Here is a 16,315-nt window from a genome sequence, read left to right as displayed (position 1 = left end):
CGGCGGGGCGGAGTGGCGGGGCTGAACGACGGGGCGGAGTGGCGGGGCGGAGTGGGCAGAGCGGCGGGTGAGGCAGGAGCGTCACGCGGGTCCTGCGCGGCGTGCGAGACCGCCTCGCGGCGGGGTTCGCTCGCGCATGAACGGAGAGCGACGGAGCGCGGCAGCTGAGTCCGGGGAGCGGCGGTCGAGTCCGGGGTGCCGGGGCCGGATTCCCGGTCCTGCGCCATCCGGGTTCGGCAATCCCGGCGGTTCCGATCCGGCTCGAAAAACCGGCCGGTGCGGTTAGCGCCCCGGCCGACAATTAACCCGGCGGCTCAATCCGGCGGCGGAACGGGGCGCGGGCCGTCGCGGACAGTTGCTGAATCGGTTTCGCGATTAATCGCGAACAGTGCCGGTGATCGGAATTGTGGATCACTCGGACGGCAGATTCGCGTCCGCGAAGCGCACCTGGTTCCGGCCGCCTTCCTTCGCGGTGTAGACGGCCGCGTCGGCGGCTTGCAGCAACTGTTCCAGTGCCGTTCCGTTCACCCCGAGCAATGCGACCCCGATCGACGCGGTGCGGCCGGTGATCAATGCGGAACCGCCGCGTTTGTCGGTCGTCACGATGCGCTGATCGGCGATCGCGGTACGGATCCGTTCCGCGGTCACCTTCGCCGCCGTCGTGTCCACATCGGGCAGCAGGATGAGGAACTCCTCGCCGCCGAAGCGCCCGATGATGTCCTTGGGACGCGTTATCTCGTCGAGAGTTTGCGCCACCGTGCGGAGCACGTCGTCCCCCGCCGGATGGCCGTACGTGTCGTTGATCCACTTGAAGTGGTCGAGGTCGATCATCAGCAGCGCCAGGGTTTCCCCGCCGCGCGCGGCCCGCGCGAGCGCGCGTTCCGCGGACTCCGACCACCCGCGCACGTTGAAGATCCCGGTCTTCGGATCAGTGCGCGCTTCGGACTGCAGTTGGTTGATTTCCGCCAGCCGGTTGCCCAGCACCGTGATCAGCACGAGGATCACGATCGCCGGCGGGATGTTCACGAGCAGGATCGTCGCGATGGTCCCGAGGCTGATCGTCGACAGCTCCAGCAGGTTGTCGTCCTTGGTGCCCAAGACGTTGCGCAGGGTGGGCGCGGACGTGCCGCCGAGCGCGAGCAGGCCGCCGATCACGATCGCCTGCAGCGCCGCGTAGCTGAAGCCGACGAGCATCAGGATCCCGAAGACCTGCAACGAGTTCGCGGGCGAAAGCCGGGCCAGTTCGGCGGACGCGAAAGTCTGGTACAGGTGGTGCGCCAGCAGTGCCGACACCGCATGCGTGAACGAGGTGAACACGAACTTGTGCGGCGGTCGCCGGGAGTTGAACCACCGCTGGACGCGCAGGAGCGCGATCAGCAGCAGCGTCAGCGGGATCGGCAGCAGCAGCGCGGCCGGGAACACCCAGATGCCGGTCAGGTCGATGTGGACGGCGGTGACCCGGTTGCGCCGCCGTTCCTCCTGCCGCCGGGTGAGCTGGATGTGCACCGTCGCGCAGCCGGCGAGGATCGCGAACCGGCCCCAGTCCACGAGATCCGGGCTCGGCGACGCGATCACGCCGAAGGTCAGCAGCGCCGCCGCGATCGCGTCCCAGGCGAGCAGGAACGCGATCATCCGGCGCGGTTTGGTCCAGAGATCCCACGAGGAAACGGGGTTCGCGGCGAACACGGCACGCAGCCGTCCCGCGAAGCCCGTCGCGGCGGGCGGTTCCTCCCCGGGGCCGCGGGCCTCACCGCGCGCCGGATCGGTTCCGGGCATCGGGCCGTGCCTCCTCCGGTGTCGGATGCGGTTCCCGGAAGGTTCCCGGTTCTGCGTCGTTATCAGTTGCCGGTATCATCTCACTCACCGACTTCGAACGCTGTATTCGGTCGTAGTCTCCGAACCCGGAGACGCCTTCCGCGACAACTGCTCCATCCATGAAGTAAATTGCGGAGGAGAGTCCCCGCCGTCCCCCCGAGTGAGGTGTTTTCCCGTGCGCGACCGCGAAGCGTGAATCGAGCTGTTGTCATTTTCCGATGAATTGTCAGCGAGCGGAGGTGGACAGCTGTGCGTGACCGTGAAGCGTGAGTTCCGTGACCGATCGACAGCGGATTCGTGACAATGCGAACGGAGGTGTGTTCCGTGCGTGACCGTGAAGCGTGAAACGACTTCCCGTCCGGCGTATCCGGACCCATTCGGCCGGTGCCTCGACCCCGGCCACAGTTCCCTCCCGGATCCATCCCGCACCCCCCCCGATCAGGCCCCGGCCGCGACCGCGTGCCGCACCCGGGTCCACGAGAACGCGGTGGGGATCGCCAGCGCCACGCCGGCCAGCCCGGCCAGCGCGATGGCGGTGACGGCGGAGCCGGTCGCCTGTGCGACCACCCCGCCGAGAGCCACCCCGATGCCCTGCGCGACGCGCAGCCCCGTGCGGTAGAGACCGCCGGCTCCGCCGCGCAGTTCGTTCGGCACCCAGGTGGAGAATGTCGCGGTCACGGTGATGATGTAGGCGCCCATCGCACCGGCGAGCGCGAGCAGCACCAGCGCGACCACCAGGTTCGGCCGCAGCAGGAACAGCGCGAGCATGGCGAGCGAAGCCGTCGCCAGCACGCCGAGCAGCCGCTGCCGGACCGCGGCGGACGCGAATTTCGACAGCAGATAGGCCCCGGCGACGAAGCCGAGCGGGTCGGCGGCGAGCAACCAGCCGACCGCCGCGGACGGCGCGTTCAGCTGCTGGGCCAGCGGCGCGGCCAGCCCTTCGGGCACGACGGCCAGCCCCACGAGCCACGACAGCGCGATCAGCACGCGCAGTTTGCGCTGCCCGAACACCCAGCGCGTCGCGGAGAACCAGGTGCTGTGCTCGCCCCCGGCGGCGGGCCGGTCGCGCACCCACACCCGCACGATCACCGACGCCACCGCGAAGCTCACCGCGTCGATCGCCAGCGCCCACGACGTGCCCACGGCCGTCACCAGCACGCCGCCGCCGGCCAGGCCGAGCAGCTGCACCGTGTTGGTCGTGATCCCGCGCAGGTCCTGGCTGCGCAGGTACAGATGGTCGTCGGTGAACACCTCGCGGGTGATCGCGTTCTGCGCCGCGTTCGCCGGTGACGCGGCCAGCTGCACCGCCACGAGCAGCAGGCACAGCGCGGGCAGCGGCATCCCGGGCAGGCTCATCAGCCCGACCAGCACCGCCTGTGCCGCGGCGCTCACGCTCAGCACGGCGCGACGCGGGTAGCGGTCGGCGAGGAAGGACAGCCCGAGCCCGCCGGCGAGCGCGGGCAGGAAGGTCAGCGCGTAGACGACGGCAGCCCAGAGCGCGGAACCGGTGCGGTGGTAGACGAGGATGGACAACGCCACCTTCGCCAGCTGGTCGCCCGCGCTCGAGATGGCCTCCGCCGCCCAGAGCACGCGATATTCGACATTCCGCAGCGGTGCCGTAAGCCGAGAGGTCGCTTCGGTCGTCACGAGATGACCACTGCCCCCTCCCCGATCGAGTGAATGCGGGCGTCCCGCATTGTGCCTTCGCCTGATGCGCTCCTGGCCAGGAGTGTCACTACTCCGGCCAGGGCATGCACGTTCAGTATGCCGCCGATCACACCAGGGTGAACAGTCGGGAAGAATCCGGTGGCCGGAACGCGGAGCCGTTCGGAGTGACCTGCCGCAGGGTATCCGTGGCACTGATCAGCTTTCCTCGTTCGGCGCAGCGCGACCACCGTTCGTCGTCACCGTCCGGTACGACTGGGCCGAACGGTCCAACACTGGGAGAGACCCGGCGGAGCGGTCGTCCTCGCGCCGGGCGCACCAGCGGGGAGTGAGCGTGGACAGACTGTTGCAGGACAGGGCCGTGGTCGTGACCGGGGCCGGGCGCGGGCTCGGCGAGGCGTTCGCCGTGCACGTCGCGCGGGCGGGCGGCGCGGTGGTGGTCAACGACGTGGACGCCGACCTCGCCGAGCGCACCGCCGAGACCATCCGGGGTCACGGCGGGCGCGCGGTCGCGAACGGGCACAGCGTGGCCGATCCGGCGCAGGCGCAGGCGATCGTCGACCAGTGCGTCGCCGAGTTCGGCCGGATCGACGGCCTGGTCAACAACGCGGGGCTCAACTACGAGGCGCTGCCCTGGGAGGACGACGCGGAGCAGGCCCGCCAGCTGGTCGAGGTGAACGTGCTCGGCGTGATGTACACCGGGCTGGCCGCGATCCGGGCGATGGTCGGCGCGGGCGGCGGCGGGTCGATCGTGAACATCTCCTCCGGCGCGTCGCTCGGGCAGCGCAAGCTCGGGGTGTACTCGGCGAGCAAGGGCGCGGTGGCGTCTCTGACCTATTCGTGGGCGCTGGACCTCGAGGACTCGGGGATCCGGGTGAACGCGGTGTGCCCGGTGGCGCACACCCGGATGGTCTGGAAATCCGAACGCGCGCTGCGGGCCTGCCCGCCGGAACGCACGCCGGCGAAGATCGCGCCGCTCGTGCTGTTCCTCCTCGGCGAGGGCTCGCACGGGATCACCGGGCAGATGATCCGGTGCAACGGCCCGCAGCTGCACGTGATGGGGCAGCCGTACTTGAAGCAGCCGATCCTCGAGCGTCCGGACTGGGACACCGAGACCGTGCAGGAGGCGTTCGACGAGGTGTTCTCCGCCCACCTGGAGAACTACGGACTGGAGAAGCGCGTGCCGCCGCGGCTGCGCAAGTGGACGGAGAACTCGATCCGGGCGTCGTGACCCGGAGTCAGCGGGCCTTGGCGGCGGCTTCGCGGCAGGCGGGCAGGTCGACCGTGCGCAGGGTCGCGCCGACGGCGGCGAGGGCGGCCGAGTTCATCGACAGACTGGTCACCCCGAGTCCGGCCAGCACCGGGGCCAGTCCCGGGTCGGCGGCGGCTTCCCCGCACACGCCGACCGGTTTCCCGGCGGCGGCCCCTGCCTCGGCGACCATCCCGGCCAGGCGCAGCAATGCGGTCTGGTTCGGGTCGTTGAGCGCGGCGACCGCGCCGAGCTGCCGGTCGGCGGCGAAGACGTACTGCGTCAGGTCGTTCGTGCCCAGCGAGACGAAGTCGACCTCGGCCAGGATTTCCTTGGCGCACAACGCCGCCGCCGGCACCTCGATCATCACGCCGGCGCGGGCGATCCCGGCCGCCCGCGCCCGTTCGGCGAACCAGCGCGCCTCGGCGGCGGTCGCGATCATCGGGGCCATCACGGAAAGCTCGGCCCCGGTGTCGGCGGCGGCCCCGGCGATCGCGGTCAGCTGCCGGTCCAGCAGTTCCGGCCGGTCGAACGCGACGCGGACCCCGCGCACGCCCAGCGCCGGATTCGGTTCGTCGCCCATGTCCAGGAACGCCAGCGGTTTGTCCGAACCGGCGTCGAGCGTCCGGACGATCACCGGCTTCCCGGCAAAGGGCGCCAGCACCGCCGCGTAGGCCGCGCGCTGGGCGTCCACGGACGGTTCTTCCGCCGCCGCCAGGTAGCAGAATTCCGTGCGGAACAAGCCGATTCCCTCCGCGCCCGCGTCGGCCGCGGCGCGGGAGTCCGCGGCCGAGCCGACGTTCGCGAGCAGCTTCACCGGATGCCCGTCGGCCAGCGCGCCGACCCCGTCCCATTCCGCGCGCGGCTTCCGGCTCGCGGCGCGCACACTGCCGTCGGAGGGCGAAACCGTGCCGGCGGAACCGTCCACGGCGAGGCCCGGACTGTCCGCGGCGAGCACTCCGGAGCACGCGACCACGGCCGGAATTCCCAAGGCCCGCGCGAGAATCGCGGTGTGGCTGGTCGGTCCGCCCTCTTCGGTCACCAGCGCGAGGACCAGTTCCGGGTCGAGACCGGCGGTGTCGGCCGGGGCGAGGTCGCGCGCGACGAGCACGCTCGGCGACGTCAGGTCGGGCACGCCCGGCGGGGCCACTCCGAGCAGGTCCGCGACGATCCGGTCCCGGACGTCGGCGACGTCGCGGGCGCGTTCGGCCAGGTAGCCGCCCGCGGCTTCGAGTGCCGCCATGAACTTCGCGGCCGCGTCCCAGACCGCGCGCGGCGCGGGCAGCGACTGCTCCCGGACGAGCTGTTCGGCGGACGCGAGCAGCGCCGGATCCGCCGCCATCGCCGCGGTCGTTTCCAGCACCGATCGGGCATCACCGGACACGGAACGGGCACGATCGGACAACCGGGCAGCGACCCGGGCCGCCGCCGGACCGATCCGGCCCGCTTCCCCGGCCAGGTCCGCGGGCACCGGCTGATTCTCGGGTTTCCGCAGGTCAGTGGCTACGACGACCCGCGGGCCCTGGGCTTGGCCGGGGCTGACTCCGACTCCGGACAACGACATGGCGAGACCTCCGGGAGCAAAGGATCTTGTAACTGGGGATTGACAGTACGGTAACAACGGGCACAATCAAATGACAACGGGCAAACAGCGGAGAGGAACGGGCATGTACGCCGCCGAACGGCATCAGCTCCTCGCACAGCGGGCACGCCGAGACGGACGGGTCGACGTGGGCGACCTCGCCGCGGAACTGGGCGTCGCGCCCGAAACCATCCGCCGCGACCTGGGCGTCCTCGAACGCCAGGGTGTCGTCCGCCGGGTCTACGGCGGCGCGGTCGCGGTGGACCGGCTCGACTTCGAGCCCGAGGTCGCGCAGCGGGACCAGACCAACGCCGCGGAAAAGGACGCGATCGCCCGCGCCGCGCTCGACCAGGTCCCCGACCGCGGTTCGGTGCTGCTCGACGCGGGCACCACGACCAGCCGCCTGGCGACGCTGCTCCCGGCCGATCGCGACCTGACGGTCATCACGAACTCGATTTCGATCGCGTCGATCCTGGCCACCCGCCCGGGAATCACCCTGCAAATCCTCGGCGGCCGGGTCCGCGGGACAACGCTCGCCACGGTCGGCTCCGCGTCGCTGCACGCGCTCGACGGGCTGCTGGCCGATGTCGCTTTCCTTGGCGCGAACGGGTTTTCCGCCGAGCACGGTTGCACGACGCCGGATCTCGAAGAGGCCGGGGTGAAGTCCGCGCTCGTGGCCGCGGCTCGTCGCCGGGTTCTGCTTGCCGACCACAGCAAGTACGGGGCGGATCAGCTGAGCCGGTTCGCGCGGTTGTCGGAGATCGACGTGCTGATCACCGACGGCGGGATCGATGCGGGTGCGGTCGCGGAGCTGGAAGAGGCGGGTCCGGAAGTGGTGCTCGCATGATCGTCACCGTCACCCCCAACCCGAGCCTGGACCGGACCGCTCAGCTCAGCGAGCTTCGGCGCGGCGAGGTGCTGCGTGCTTCCCGAGTGCGGCTCGACCCCGGGGGCAAGGGCGTTAACGTCTCCCGCGCACTCGCCGCCGCCGGGTCGCCGACCGTGGCGTTGCTTCCGGCCGGAGGTTCGGTCGGCGAGCGGCTAGCCGATCTGCTCGCGCCGGAAGGCGTGCCGGTGGTCGCGGTGCCGATCGCGGGCACCACGCGCAGCAACATCACCCTGGTCGAAGCCGACGGCACGACCACCAAGATCAACGAACCCGGCCCGGAGATCTCCCCCGCCGAGCTGGCCGTGTTGCAGCAGCGCACCGTCGAACTCGCCGCCCGCGCCGAATGGGTCGTGTGCTGCGGCAGCGTGCCCGCCGGGGTGCCGGATGATTTCTACGCGCAGCTCGGCAAACTGGCCCGCGACGCCGGGGCGAAGGTCGCCGTCGACTCCTCCGGGGCGCCGCTGGCCGCCGCGCTCGCCGCCGGGCCCGACCTGATCAAGCCGAATCTCGACGAGCTGGCCGAGCTGGCCGGGCGGCCGCTGCCGCAGCTCGGCGACGTGGTCGAGGTGTGCCGCGGCCTGGTCGCCGACGGTGTCGGAGCGGTGCTGGTCAGCCTCGGCGCGCGCGGTGCCGTGCTGGTCGACCGCGCCGAGACCAGGCACGCGCTCGGCCCGCTGGTCGCCGTGCGCAGCACCGTCGGCGCCGGAGACGCCGCACTCGCCGGATTCCTCCACGCGGGAGGAACCGGCCCCCAAGCCCTGCGCGCCGCGGTCGCCTACGGCACCGCCGCGGTCGCGCAGGAGGGCAGCCGCATGCCCGCCCCGCAGGACGTGCACCCGGACCAGGTGCGCCTGCTCGCCGCCGATCCCACCCTCACCCTCAGCGGAGCCGCAGCATGACCACATCAGACCTGATCACCGCCGACCTGGTCGACCTCGAGCTCGCCGCCGCGGACAAGAACGCCGCGGTCCGCGCGCTCGCGGGACGGCTCGTGTCCGCCGGGCGGGTGACCGACCTCGAGCTGTTCCTCAAGGACGTCGCCGCCCGCGAGGAGCAGATGGCCACCGGGCTGGAGGGCGGCATCGGCATCCCGCACTGCCGCAGCGCCGCCGTCACCGCGCCGACGCTCGCCTTCGGCCGCAGCGCCGGCGGCATCGACTTCGGCGCGCCGGACGGTCCGGCGAAGCTGATCTTCCTCATCGCCGCGCCGGACGGCGCGGACTCCGCGCACCTGAAGGTGCTGGCCGCGCTGGCCCGCCGGCTCGTCCGCGCGGAGTTCAAGCAGACGCTGCTGGACGGAACCGATCCCGCCGCGGTCGCGACCTACATCCGCGAAGAGGTGTCCTGACATGAAGTTCGTCGCCATCACCGCGTGCCCCACCGGCATCGCGCACACGTACATGGCCGCCGAATCGCTGGAGCAGACCGCGAAGGCCAACGGCGACACGATCGTGGTCGAAACGCAGGGCTCGGCCGGTTCCGAACCGCTGTCCGCGGCGGACATCGCCGAGGCCGACGCGGTCATCTTCGCCGCCGACCTCGCCGTGCAGGGCCGGGAACGCTTCGCGGGCAAGCCGATCGTCGAAGCCCCGGTGAAGGCCGCGATCAACGACGCGGCCGGGCTCTTCGAACGGGCGAAAGCGGCCGCCGCGGAACCGCCCGCCGCCCCACCCGCCGCCGCCGCGGAACCGGAGCTGACCACCAAGGTCGGCGAGCACGACCGGCTCGGCTCGCGGATCCGGCAGTGGCTGATGACCGGCGTCAGCTACCTCATCCCGTTCGTCGCGGCGGGCGGCCTGCTGATCGCGGTGAGCTTCGCGCTCGGCGGGTACCAGATCGCCAACGCGCCCAAGGTCACCGAGCACTTCGACGCCGGTTCGCTCGCCGGCTGGGCCGCGCTGATGTTCCAGATCGGCAGCGTCGCGTTCCAGTTCCTGGTGCCGGTGCTCGCCGGGTTCATCGCGTTCGCGATGGCCGACCGGCCCGCCATCGCGCCCGGTTTCGTCGGCGGCGCGATCTCGGTCGCCATCGGGGCCGGCTTCCTCGGCGGCCTGGTGGCCGGGCTGTTCGCCGGCGGCGTCGTGCTGGGGCTCAAGAAGATCCGCGTGCCCAAGGCGATGCGCGGGATCATGCCGGTGGTCGTCTACCCGCTGCTCGGGACCGTGGTGGTCGGCGTGCTGATGTACGTCGTGGTCGGCAAGCCGATCGCGATCGCGACGACCGGTCTCACCCACTGGCTGAACAGCCTGAGCGGAACCAGCGCGGTGCTGCTGGGCGCGCTGCTCGGCCTGATGATGGCGTTCGACATGGGCGGTCCGGTCAACAAGGCCGCGTACGCGTTCGCCGTCGGCGGCCTGACCACCGGCAGTGCCGGTTCGCTGCAGATCATGGCCGCGGTGATGGCCGCCGGAATGGTGCCGCCGCTCGCCCTCGCGCTCGCCTCCACCGTGCGGAAGAAGCTGTTCACCGCCGCCGAGCGCGAGAACGGCCGGGCCGCGTGGCTGCTGGGCGCCTCGTTCATCACCGAGGGCGCGATCCCGTTCGCCGCGGCGGATCCGTTCCGGGTGATCCCGTCGATCATGGCCGGTTCGGCCGTCACCGGAGCGCTGTCGATGGCTTTCGGCGCGACGCTGCGCGCGCCGCACGGCGGGATCTTCGTGGTTCCGCTGATCGGGAACCCGCTGCTGTTCCTGGTCGCGCTCGTCGCCGGGACGCTGGTCGCCGCCGCTTCGGTGGTCCTGCTCAAGCAGCTGCGGTTCCGTTCCGCGGAGTCGGCCGCCGCCGTTTCCGCCCATCCGGTCAATGCCTGAGGAGGCTCTCGTGTACCAACGCCGCATCGTCGTCGCCAGCAGCGTGGGGCTGCACGCCCGTCCGGCCGGGCTGGTCGCGCAGGCCGCCGCCGCCCAGCCCGCGAAGGTCCGCATCGCCAAGGTTTCCGGAGGCGCGGCAGGCGACCCGGTCGACGCGGGCAGCGTGCTGAGCCTCATGACGCTCGGCGCCGCGCACGGCGACGAGGTCGAACTCAGCGCGGACGGCGACCAGGCCCGGGAGTCGGTCGATGTGCTGGTCGAGTTGATCGCCAAGGATCTGGACGCCTGAGCTGTCGGGGAGACGGTGCGGCCGGGGTTGTCCCGGCCGCACCGTTTTCACGCGTAGAGCGAGGCGATGTCGGGGCGGTAGCGGTCGTTGATCACCCGGCGCTTGAGCTTGAGCGTCGGGGTCAGCTCGCCGGTTTCGGGTGTCCACGCGGTGGTGAGCACCTGGTACTTCTTGATCTGCTCCGCGCGTGCCAGCCTGCTGTTGGCTGATTCGACGGCGCGGGCGATCTCCGCCTGGACCGCCTCGTGCGCGGCGAGCGCGTCGATCCCGTCCGCTTCGACGCCGTTCGCCGCGGCCCAGCCGGGCGCGATCTCGTCGTCGAGCACGATCAGCGCGGTCACGTACGGCCGCCCGTCGCCGATCGCGACTGCCTGGCCGATCAGCGGGTGCTCCTTCAGCAAGCCCTCGATCCGGGTCGGCGCGATGTTCTTGCCGCTCGAGGTGATGATCAGTTCCTTCTTGCGGTCGGTGATCGTGACGTAGCCGTCGTCGTCGATCGTGCCGATGTCGCCGGTCGCGAACCAGCCGTCGGCGTCGGTGGCCGATTCGATCGTGCCGTCCGCCTGCAGGTAGCCGAGGAACACGATCGGACCTCGGACCAGCAGTTCGCCGTCCTCGCCGGTCTTCACCTCGACGCCGTCGATCGGACGTCCGACGGTGCCCGCGCGGAACGCGTCGGCGCTGTTCGCGGTCGCCGCGCCGGTGGTTTCGGACAGGCCCCAGACCTCGCGGATCTCGACGCCCAACCCGGCGATGAAGTACAGCACTTCCAGTGGCAGAGCGGCCGCGCCGCTGGAGGCGATGTACAGGTTGTCGAACCCGAGCAGCGCGCGCACCGGCGCGAGCACGGTCTCGTCGGTCTTCGCGATGCGCTCGGCGAGATCGGCGGGCACCTCCTTGCCCGCGCTGCGGAGTTTGTAGCCCTCTTGCAGGAGTTCGTTCGCCGAGACGAGCGCCTCGCGCCGGTCCTCGGGCAGGCCGGCGAGCATGTTCTTCAGGCTCGCCACCATCTTCTCCCACACCCGCGGCACGCCGAAGAAGCTCTGCGGATGCACCTGGCCGAGGGCGGTGACCACGTCGGACGGATTGCCGACGGTGTGCACGTGGCCCGCGGCGACGATCGGGATGTAGATCGACAGCGCGCGCTCGGCGATGTGCGCCAGCGGCAGGTACGCGATGTTCGTGGAGTGCATCGGGACGTGGTGCAGCGAGTGCACCGCGATGCTCTCGTGGATCGCGTTGCGGTGGGAAAGCACGACGCCCTTGGGATCGCCGGTGGTGCCGGACGTGTAGATCATCGCGAGCGGGTCGTCCGGGCGGATCGCCTGCCACGCGCGGTCGAACGCCTCGGGGTCGGCGGCGAGCGCGGCTCGGCCGGCTTCGCGCACCGCGGAGAAGGAGACGAACCGGTCGTCGCCGTCCGGGATCGCGGATTCGTCCATCACCGCCACGCGGCGCAGCGCGGGCAGGTCGTCGAGCACCTGCCGCCAGCGGGACACCTCGTCGGCGCCGGCGAGGACGACGACCGGCGCGGCGCTGTGCCGGGCGACGTAGCGGATCTGGTCCGGGCTGAGCGTCGCGTACGCCGTGCACGGGATGGCCGCCAGGTGCACGGCGGCGAGGTCGGCGACGAGGTGGTCCGGCGAGCTGGGAGCCATGATCAGCATCCGGTCGCCCGCGGCGAGGCCGAGCCCGGCGAGCCCCCGCGACACCTCGGCGATCGCGGTCCGGAACTCGCTCCAGGTGAGCGTCGGACGGCCCTCGAGATCGAGCGAGGTGAGCGCGGGCCGGTCGCCGTGCTCGACGGCGTTGCGCCGCAGCAGCAGCGGGATGGTTTGGCCCTCGGCCTGTTCGGCGATCGACTGGGTCAACGCTGACCTCCTCCGGTGGTGCCTGGTCAGGCCACTGTAGGTCGTCGAAGCGGCGGCAGATAGAGAATCCCGGCCAGCCTGGGTCTCGATAAGACCGCCGTCGTCCGGTTAGCTGAGGGGAGAACCGGAGTTTCGAGGAGCGTCGATGACCGAATCCGCTGTGCGCAGCGAAAGCCTTGCCGACGAGGCGGCCGCGCTCGATGCCGCCGACCCGCTCGCCGCGAAACGCGCGGAGTTCGACCTTGACCCGGAAGTCGCGTACTTCGACGGGAATTCCCTTGGCGCGCCGCCGAAACACGTCGCCGAGCGGGTGAGCCAGGTGATCCGGCAGCAGTGGGGGCGGCGGCTGATCCGGTCGTGGACCGAGGGCTGGTGGGAAGCCCCGCAGCGGGTCGGGGAGCGGATCGCGCCGCTGGTCGGGGCCGCGGCCGGGCAGGTCGTGGTGGCGGATTCGACGAGCGTGGACCTGTTCAAAGTGCTCGTCGCGGCGGTGCGGGCGAACCCTGGTCGCGACGAGCTGCTGGTCGACGCGGGAACCTTCCCGACCGACGGCTATGTCGCCGACCAGGCGGCCCGGCTCACCGGGCACACCGTGCGGCGCGTGCCGGTGGCGGAACTGCCCGGCGCGGTGAGCGAGCGGACCGCCGCGGTGCTCGTGAACCACGTCGACTACGTCAGCGGGCGGCTGCACGACATGCCGTCGGTCACCGAAGCCGTGCACGCGGCCGGCGCGCTCGCGGTGTGGGACCTCTGCCACAGCGTCGGCGCGATTCCGGTTCGGCTGGACGCGTGCGGCGTCGACTTCGCGGTGGGTTGTACGTACAAATTCCTGAACGGCGGACCGGGTTCGCCCGCGTTCGTCTATGTGGCACAACGCCATCAGGCGGAATTCGATCAGCCGCTCGCCGGATGGGCCGGGCACGCGGATCCGTTCGGCATGGAACCGGGGTACCGCGGCAGCGCGGGGATCGCGCGCGCCCGCGCCGGCACGCCGGACATCCTGTCGATGCTGGCGCTCGACGCCGCGCTGGACGTCTGGGACGACGTCGACCTTTCCGTGCTGCGGGCGAAAGGCTTGGCGCTGGGCGATTTCTTTTTCCGGTGCGCGGACGAACTGCTGCCCGGAGCCGACATTCCGACCCCGCGCGAGCACACGCGGGGACACCAGGTTTCGGTGCGCGACGCGGGCGGCCAGCAGACGATGAACGCGCTGCACGAACGCGGGGTGCTCGGCGATTTCCGGCCGCCGGACGTGCTGCGCTTCGGGCTGGCCCCGCTGTACACGACTTACGCCGAGGTGCTGCGGGCGGTGACCGTGCTGCGCGAGGTGCGCTGAAAAGAATTCGCGCGATGTCGCCGCGAGGTCCGCGCGAATCCGCTCGGGTTCGCGCGGAACGGTCCGGATTCGCGGGTCCTGGGTGAACAATCGGTGTCCGGCTCGCCCCTTTGGGTGATCGACGGGCGCGCCGCGCGCTGCCCGGCGGGTATGCTCGGTGCCTGTTTTTTCGCGGACCGGAGCCGATCGGGGAGGCGGCGCCCGCCTCGCGAATCCGGGGCGGAAGGGGCCGAAATGATCGAGAGCCGCGGTCGGGAAGTGCCGCTTTCGTATGTCGTGACCCTGCTCGTCGGCGTGGCCGTCGGGTTCGTGCTCGCGCGTTTCGGCGGGCTGGTCGCCCGTTATCCGGTCGAATCGGCGCTGGTGGCGGTGCTGGTCGCGTCCGTGGCCGTGCTGGCGTGGGCGTGCCGGGAGATGCTGCACGATCTGCTCCGCCGCGACCGCCCGGCCGGTCCGGAGGAAACCGGATCCGCGGCCGGTCCGCGGCTTTCCCCGCACCGGCCGCCGAATGGCGTCCGGCGCTGAATTCCGGAAATCGGTCTCGGTTTTCCGTTCGATTCCGCCGCCGTTGCGGAAATGCGCATGAGTTTCCCGTGAGTTTTCGCGCGCTCGCGGTCGTGACGGACCTCACGCGCGGCTGCCCGGCGGGCAGCGAGCGCGCCGGTGCGATCAAGGTCACGTCCGGTGGTGATCAGTTTTCCAAGCACCACAGCGGGTTACTAGCAGGTAACAAGAGGATGACGGCAACCCGGGTCCGGACTTGACTCGCCCGTGAAGGTTGCTTACCGTCGTCGCGGGCAACGCAGACCACGGTGAACTGTGATCCGGCTGGTCGGACCGGTGCGAGGAAAACACCGAGGACCCGAATACCATGGCAGGGCCGGAAGGAAAACGGATCACGGTGAAGCAGAATTCCGGGCGAAACGGCCGCGGGTCGTCTATTCGTTCTCGCGTGCTCGCGATCGCGTTGATTCCGAGTGCCGCGCTGCTGCTGGTGGGTATCGCGCTCGCCGGATACCTGATTTTCGACGCGACGCAGGCGCGGAGTTACGCGCAGAAGATTCGCGGTTCGGAAGGCCCCGGCATTCCGTTCCTGCTCGCCGCGGAACAGGAACGGCAGCTGTCGATGAGCGTGCTCGCCGGACAGGACGCCGCGCGCGCCGCGCTGCTGGCCGTCCGGCCGAAGACCGACGCGTCCGCCGCGCAGATCACCTCGGTGCTGGAGGGCAACTTCGCCACCGACTCGAACGTGCCCGCGAGCGTCAAGCAGAACATCGCCACGTTCGCCGCGCTGGAAGCGAAACTGCCGCAGCTGCGCCAGCAGGTCGACTCCGGACAGGTGCCGCGGCTCGAGGTGTTTTCCTTCTACAACCAGATCATCGACCAGTTCACCCAGGGCGTCGCCGGTCTCGCGCAGGGCGCGCGCGGCGCGGACAACGCCTTCGCCCGGCTGTCCGCGATCCCGATTTTCAACGCGGCCGAGGAAATGCAGCGCAGCGACGCCTTGGCGGCGGCCGGGCTCGCCTCGGGCGGGTTGTCCGGCGACGAGCAGCGCGCGTACCTCGGCCAGATCGGCGCGTATCACGCCCAGCTCGAACAGTCGGTGCCGCAGATGGTGCCTGAGGTGCGGGCGAACTACGACAAGCTCGTCTCGAGTCCCGCGTGGACGACCGTGACGCAGGTCGAGAACGCCTTGCTGTCCGGCGCGAAACAGCTTCCGGTGCCGCTGGAGCAGTGGCGGACCGACGCCAAACAGGTCGCCACCACGCTGATGACGATGTTCGCCGCGCAGAGCGCGCACGCGACCAACGCGGCGATCGCCGACGCGGACGACACGCTGCGGAACTCGATCATCGCGGGCGCGGCGGCGGTGCTCTTCGCGCTCGCCGTGGTGCTGGTCGCGCTGCGGCTGTCGAACCGCTTCATCGCCCGGCTCGCCCGGCTGCGCGAGGACACCCTCGACGCGGCCGAGGTGCGGCTGCCGGAACTCGTCGGCCGCGTGCGCGCGGGCGAACCGGTGGACCTCGACGAGGGCGGGCACCTGCTCGACCACGGCACGGACGAGATCGGCGAGGTGGCCGAGGCGTTCAACCTCGCGCAGCAGTCCGCGCTCGCCGCCGCGGTCGAAGAGGCCAAGACCCGGCAAGGCACGAAGGCGGTGTTCCTCAACATCGCGCACCGCAGCCAGGTCATCGTGCACCGGCAGCTGAAGGTGCTGGACGCCGCCGAGCGCAAGCAGGAGGACCCGGACCAGCTCGACACGCTGTTCCGCCTCGACCACCTCTCCACCCGCGCCCGGCGCAACGCGGAGAACCTGATCATCCTCGGCGGCGGCCAGCCCGGACGGCAGTGGCGCAATCCGGTGTCGCTGGTGGAACTCGTCCGCGGCGCGGCGGCGGAAACCGAGCACTTCGCGCGGGTGAAGACGGCGAAGCTGCCGGAGGTCGCCGTGCGCGGGCCGGTCGTCGGCGACCTCGTGCACCTGCTCGCCGAGCTGATCGACAACGCGACGTCGTTCTCGCCGCCGGAATCGCGCGTCGAACTGCGCGGCAACGTGGTCGGCAAGGGCGTCGTGATCGAGGTCGAGGACCAGGGGCTGGGCATCGAGCCGGAGCAGGCCGACGAGTTCAACGCGATGCTCGCCGACCCGCCGGACTTCGGGATCATGGCGTTGTCCGACGAACCGCGGCTGGGCCTGTTCGTGGTCGCGCGGCTGGCGTCGCGGCACGGGATCTCGGTGCACCTGCGCGACTCCGCGTACGGCGGGACCCGGGCGATCGTGTTGGTGCGCAAGGATTTGCTCGCGCCG

General features: G+C 71.1%; 11 protein-coding genes and 1 pseudogene. 8 read left to right on the top strand and 4 right to left on the bottom strand.

The features are described 5' to 3' along the window. Positions 1-411: 411 nt before the first annotated feature. Positions 412-1,776, bottom strand: coding sequence for a GGDEF domain-containing protein (locus tag SSMG_RS30455; RefSeq protein WP_009082453.1), 1,365 nt, complete (start codon positions 1,774-1,776; stop codon positions 412-414). A 477-nt stretch (positions 1,777-2,253) separates the two neighbouring features. Beyond that, positions 2,254-3,462, bottom strand: a complete 1,209-nt coding sequence (locus tag SSMG_RS30450; protein WP_037715343.1) for an MFS transporter — start codon at positions 3,460-3,462, stop codon at positions 2,254-2,256. A gap of 352 nt (positions 3,463-3,814) precedes the next feature. Between SSMG_RS30450 and SSMG_RS30445 the strand changes: the two genes are divergently transcribed. Beyond that, on the top strand, positions 3,815-4,711 hold the full coding sequence (locus tag SSMG_RS30445) for an SDR family NAD(P)-dependent oxidoreductase (RefSeq protein ID WP_037715341.1): 897 nt from the start codon (positions 3,815-3,817) through the stop codon (positions 4,709-4,711). Between the two features lie 7 nt (positions 4,712-4,718). Here the strand turns inward: SSMG_RS30445 and SSMG_RS30440 are convergent, their stop codons facing one another. Further along, positions 4,719-6,293, bottom strand: a complete 1,575-nt coding sequence (locus SSMG_RS30440) for a phosphoenolpyruvate--protein phosphotransferase (RefSeq protein WP_037715339.1) — start codon at positions 6,291-6,293, stop codon at positions 4,719-4,721. A 103-nt stretch (positions 6,294-6,396) separates the two neighbouring features. Between SSMG_RS30440 and SSMG_RS30435 the strand changes: the two genes are divergently transcribed. The 4 genes and pseudogenes from SSMG_RS30435 to SSMG_RS30415 all read left to right on the top strand — a co-directional run bounded on the left by SSMG_RS30435 (position 6,397) and on the right by SSMG_RS30415 (position 10,299). Continuing rightward, entirely contained in the window at positions 6,397-7,158 is a 762-nt protein-coding gene (locus tag SSMG_RS30435; RefSeq protein WP_009082446.1) for a DeoR/GlpR family DNA-binding transcription regulator, read from the top strand. Next, on the top strand, positions 7,155-8,099 hold the full coding sequence (gene pfkB / locus SSMG_RS30430) for a 1-phosphofructokinase (protein ID WP_009082444.1): 945 nt from the start codon (positions 7,155-7,157) through the stop codon (positions 8,097-8,099). The genes SSMG_RS30435 and pfkB overlap by 4 nt, the downstream gene beginning before the upstream one ends. Beyond that, positions 8,096-10,010, top strand: a pseudogene (locus SSMG_RS30420) (fructose-specific PTS transporter subunit EIIC). The gene pfkB and the pseudogene SSMG_RS30420 overlap by 4 nt, the downstream one beginning before the upstream one ends. Positions 10,011-10,020: 10 nt before the next feature. Next, a complete protein-coding gene (locus SSMG_RS30415) occupies positions 10,021-10,299 on the top strand; it encodes an HPr family phosphocarrier protein (protein WP_086024915.1) in 279 nt (92 codons plus the stop codon). Between the two features lie 47 nt (positions 10,300-10,346). On the opposite strand, the gene SSMG_RS30410 is transcribed toward SSMG_RS30415, so the two are convergent. Next, positions 10,347-12,170: a long-chain fatty acid--CoA ligase gene (locus SSMG_RS30410; RefSeq protein ID WP_009082436.1), complete on the bottom strand. Its 1,824-nt coding sequence runs from the start codon at positions 12,168-12,170 to the stop codon at positions 10,347-10,349. Between the two features lie 145 nt (positions 12,171-12,315). Here SSMG_RS30410 and kynU point away from each other — a divergent pair, with 145 nt between their 5' ends. The 3 genes from kynU to SSMG_RS30395 all read left to right on the top strand — a co-directional run. After that, entirely contained in the window at positions 12,316-13,506 is a 1,191-nt protein-coding gene (kynU, locus tag SSMG_RS30405) for a kynureninase (RefSeq protein WP_037715336.1), read from the top strand. Positions 13,507-13,740: 234 nt separating this feature from the next. Continuing rightward, positions 13,741-14,031 (top strand): hypothetical protein, encoded by a 291-nt coding sequence (locus tag SSMG_RS30400; RefSeq protein ID WP_050788319.1) that lies wholly within the window; start codon positions 13,741-13,743, stop codon positions 14,029-14,031. Positions 14,032-14,377: 346 nt separating this feature from the next. Beyond that, a partial coding sequence (locus SSMG_RS30395; RefSeq protein WP_009082432.1) for a nitrate- and nitrite sensing domain-containing protein occupies positions 14,378-16,315 on the top strand: 1,938 nt, incomplete at its 3' end.

Origin of the sequence: Streptomyces sp. AA4, assembly GCF_000158875.1 — a bacterium.
GTDB lineage: Bacteria > Actinomycetota > Actinomycetes > Mycobacteriales > Pseudonocardiaceae > Amycolatopsis.
Note: the sequence above shows the minus strand (reverse complement) of the source record. Positions and strands in the feature narration are given on the sequence as shown.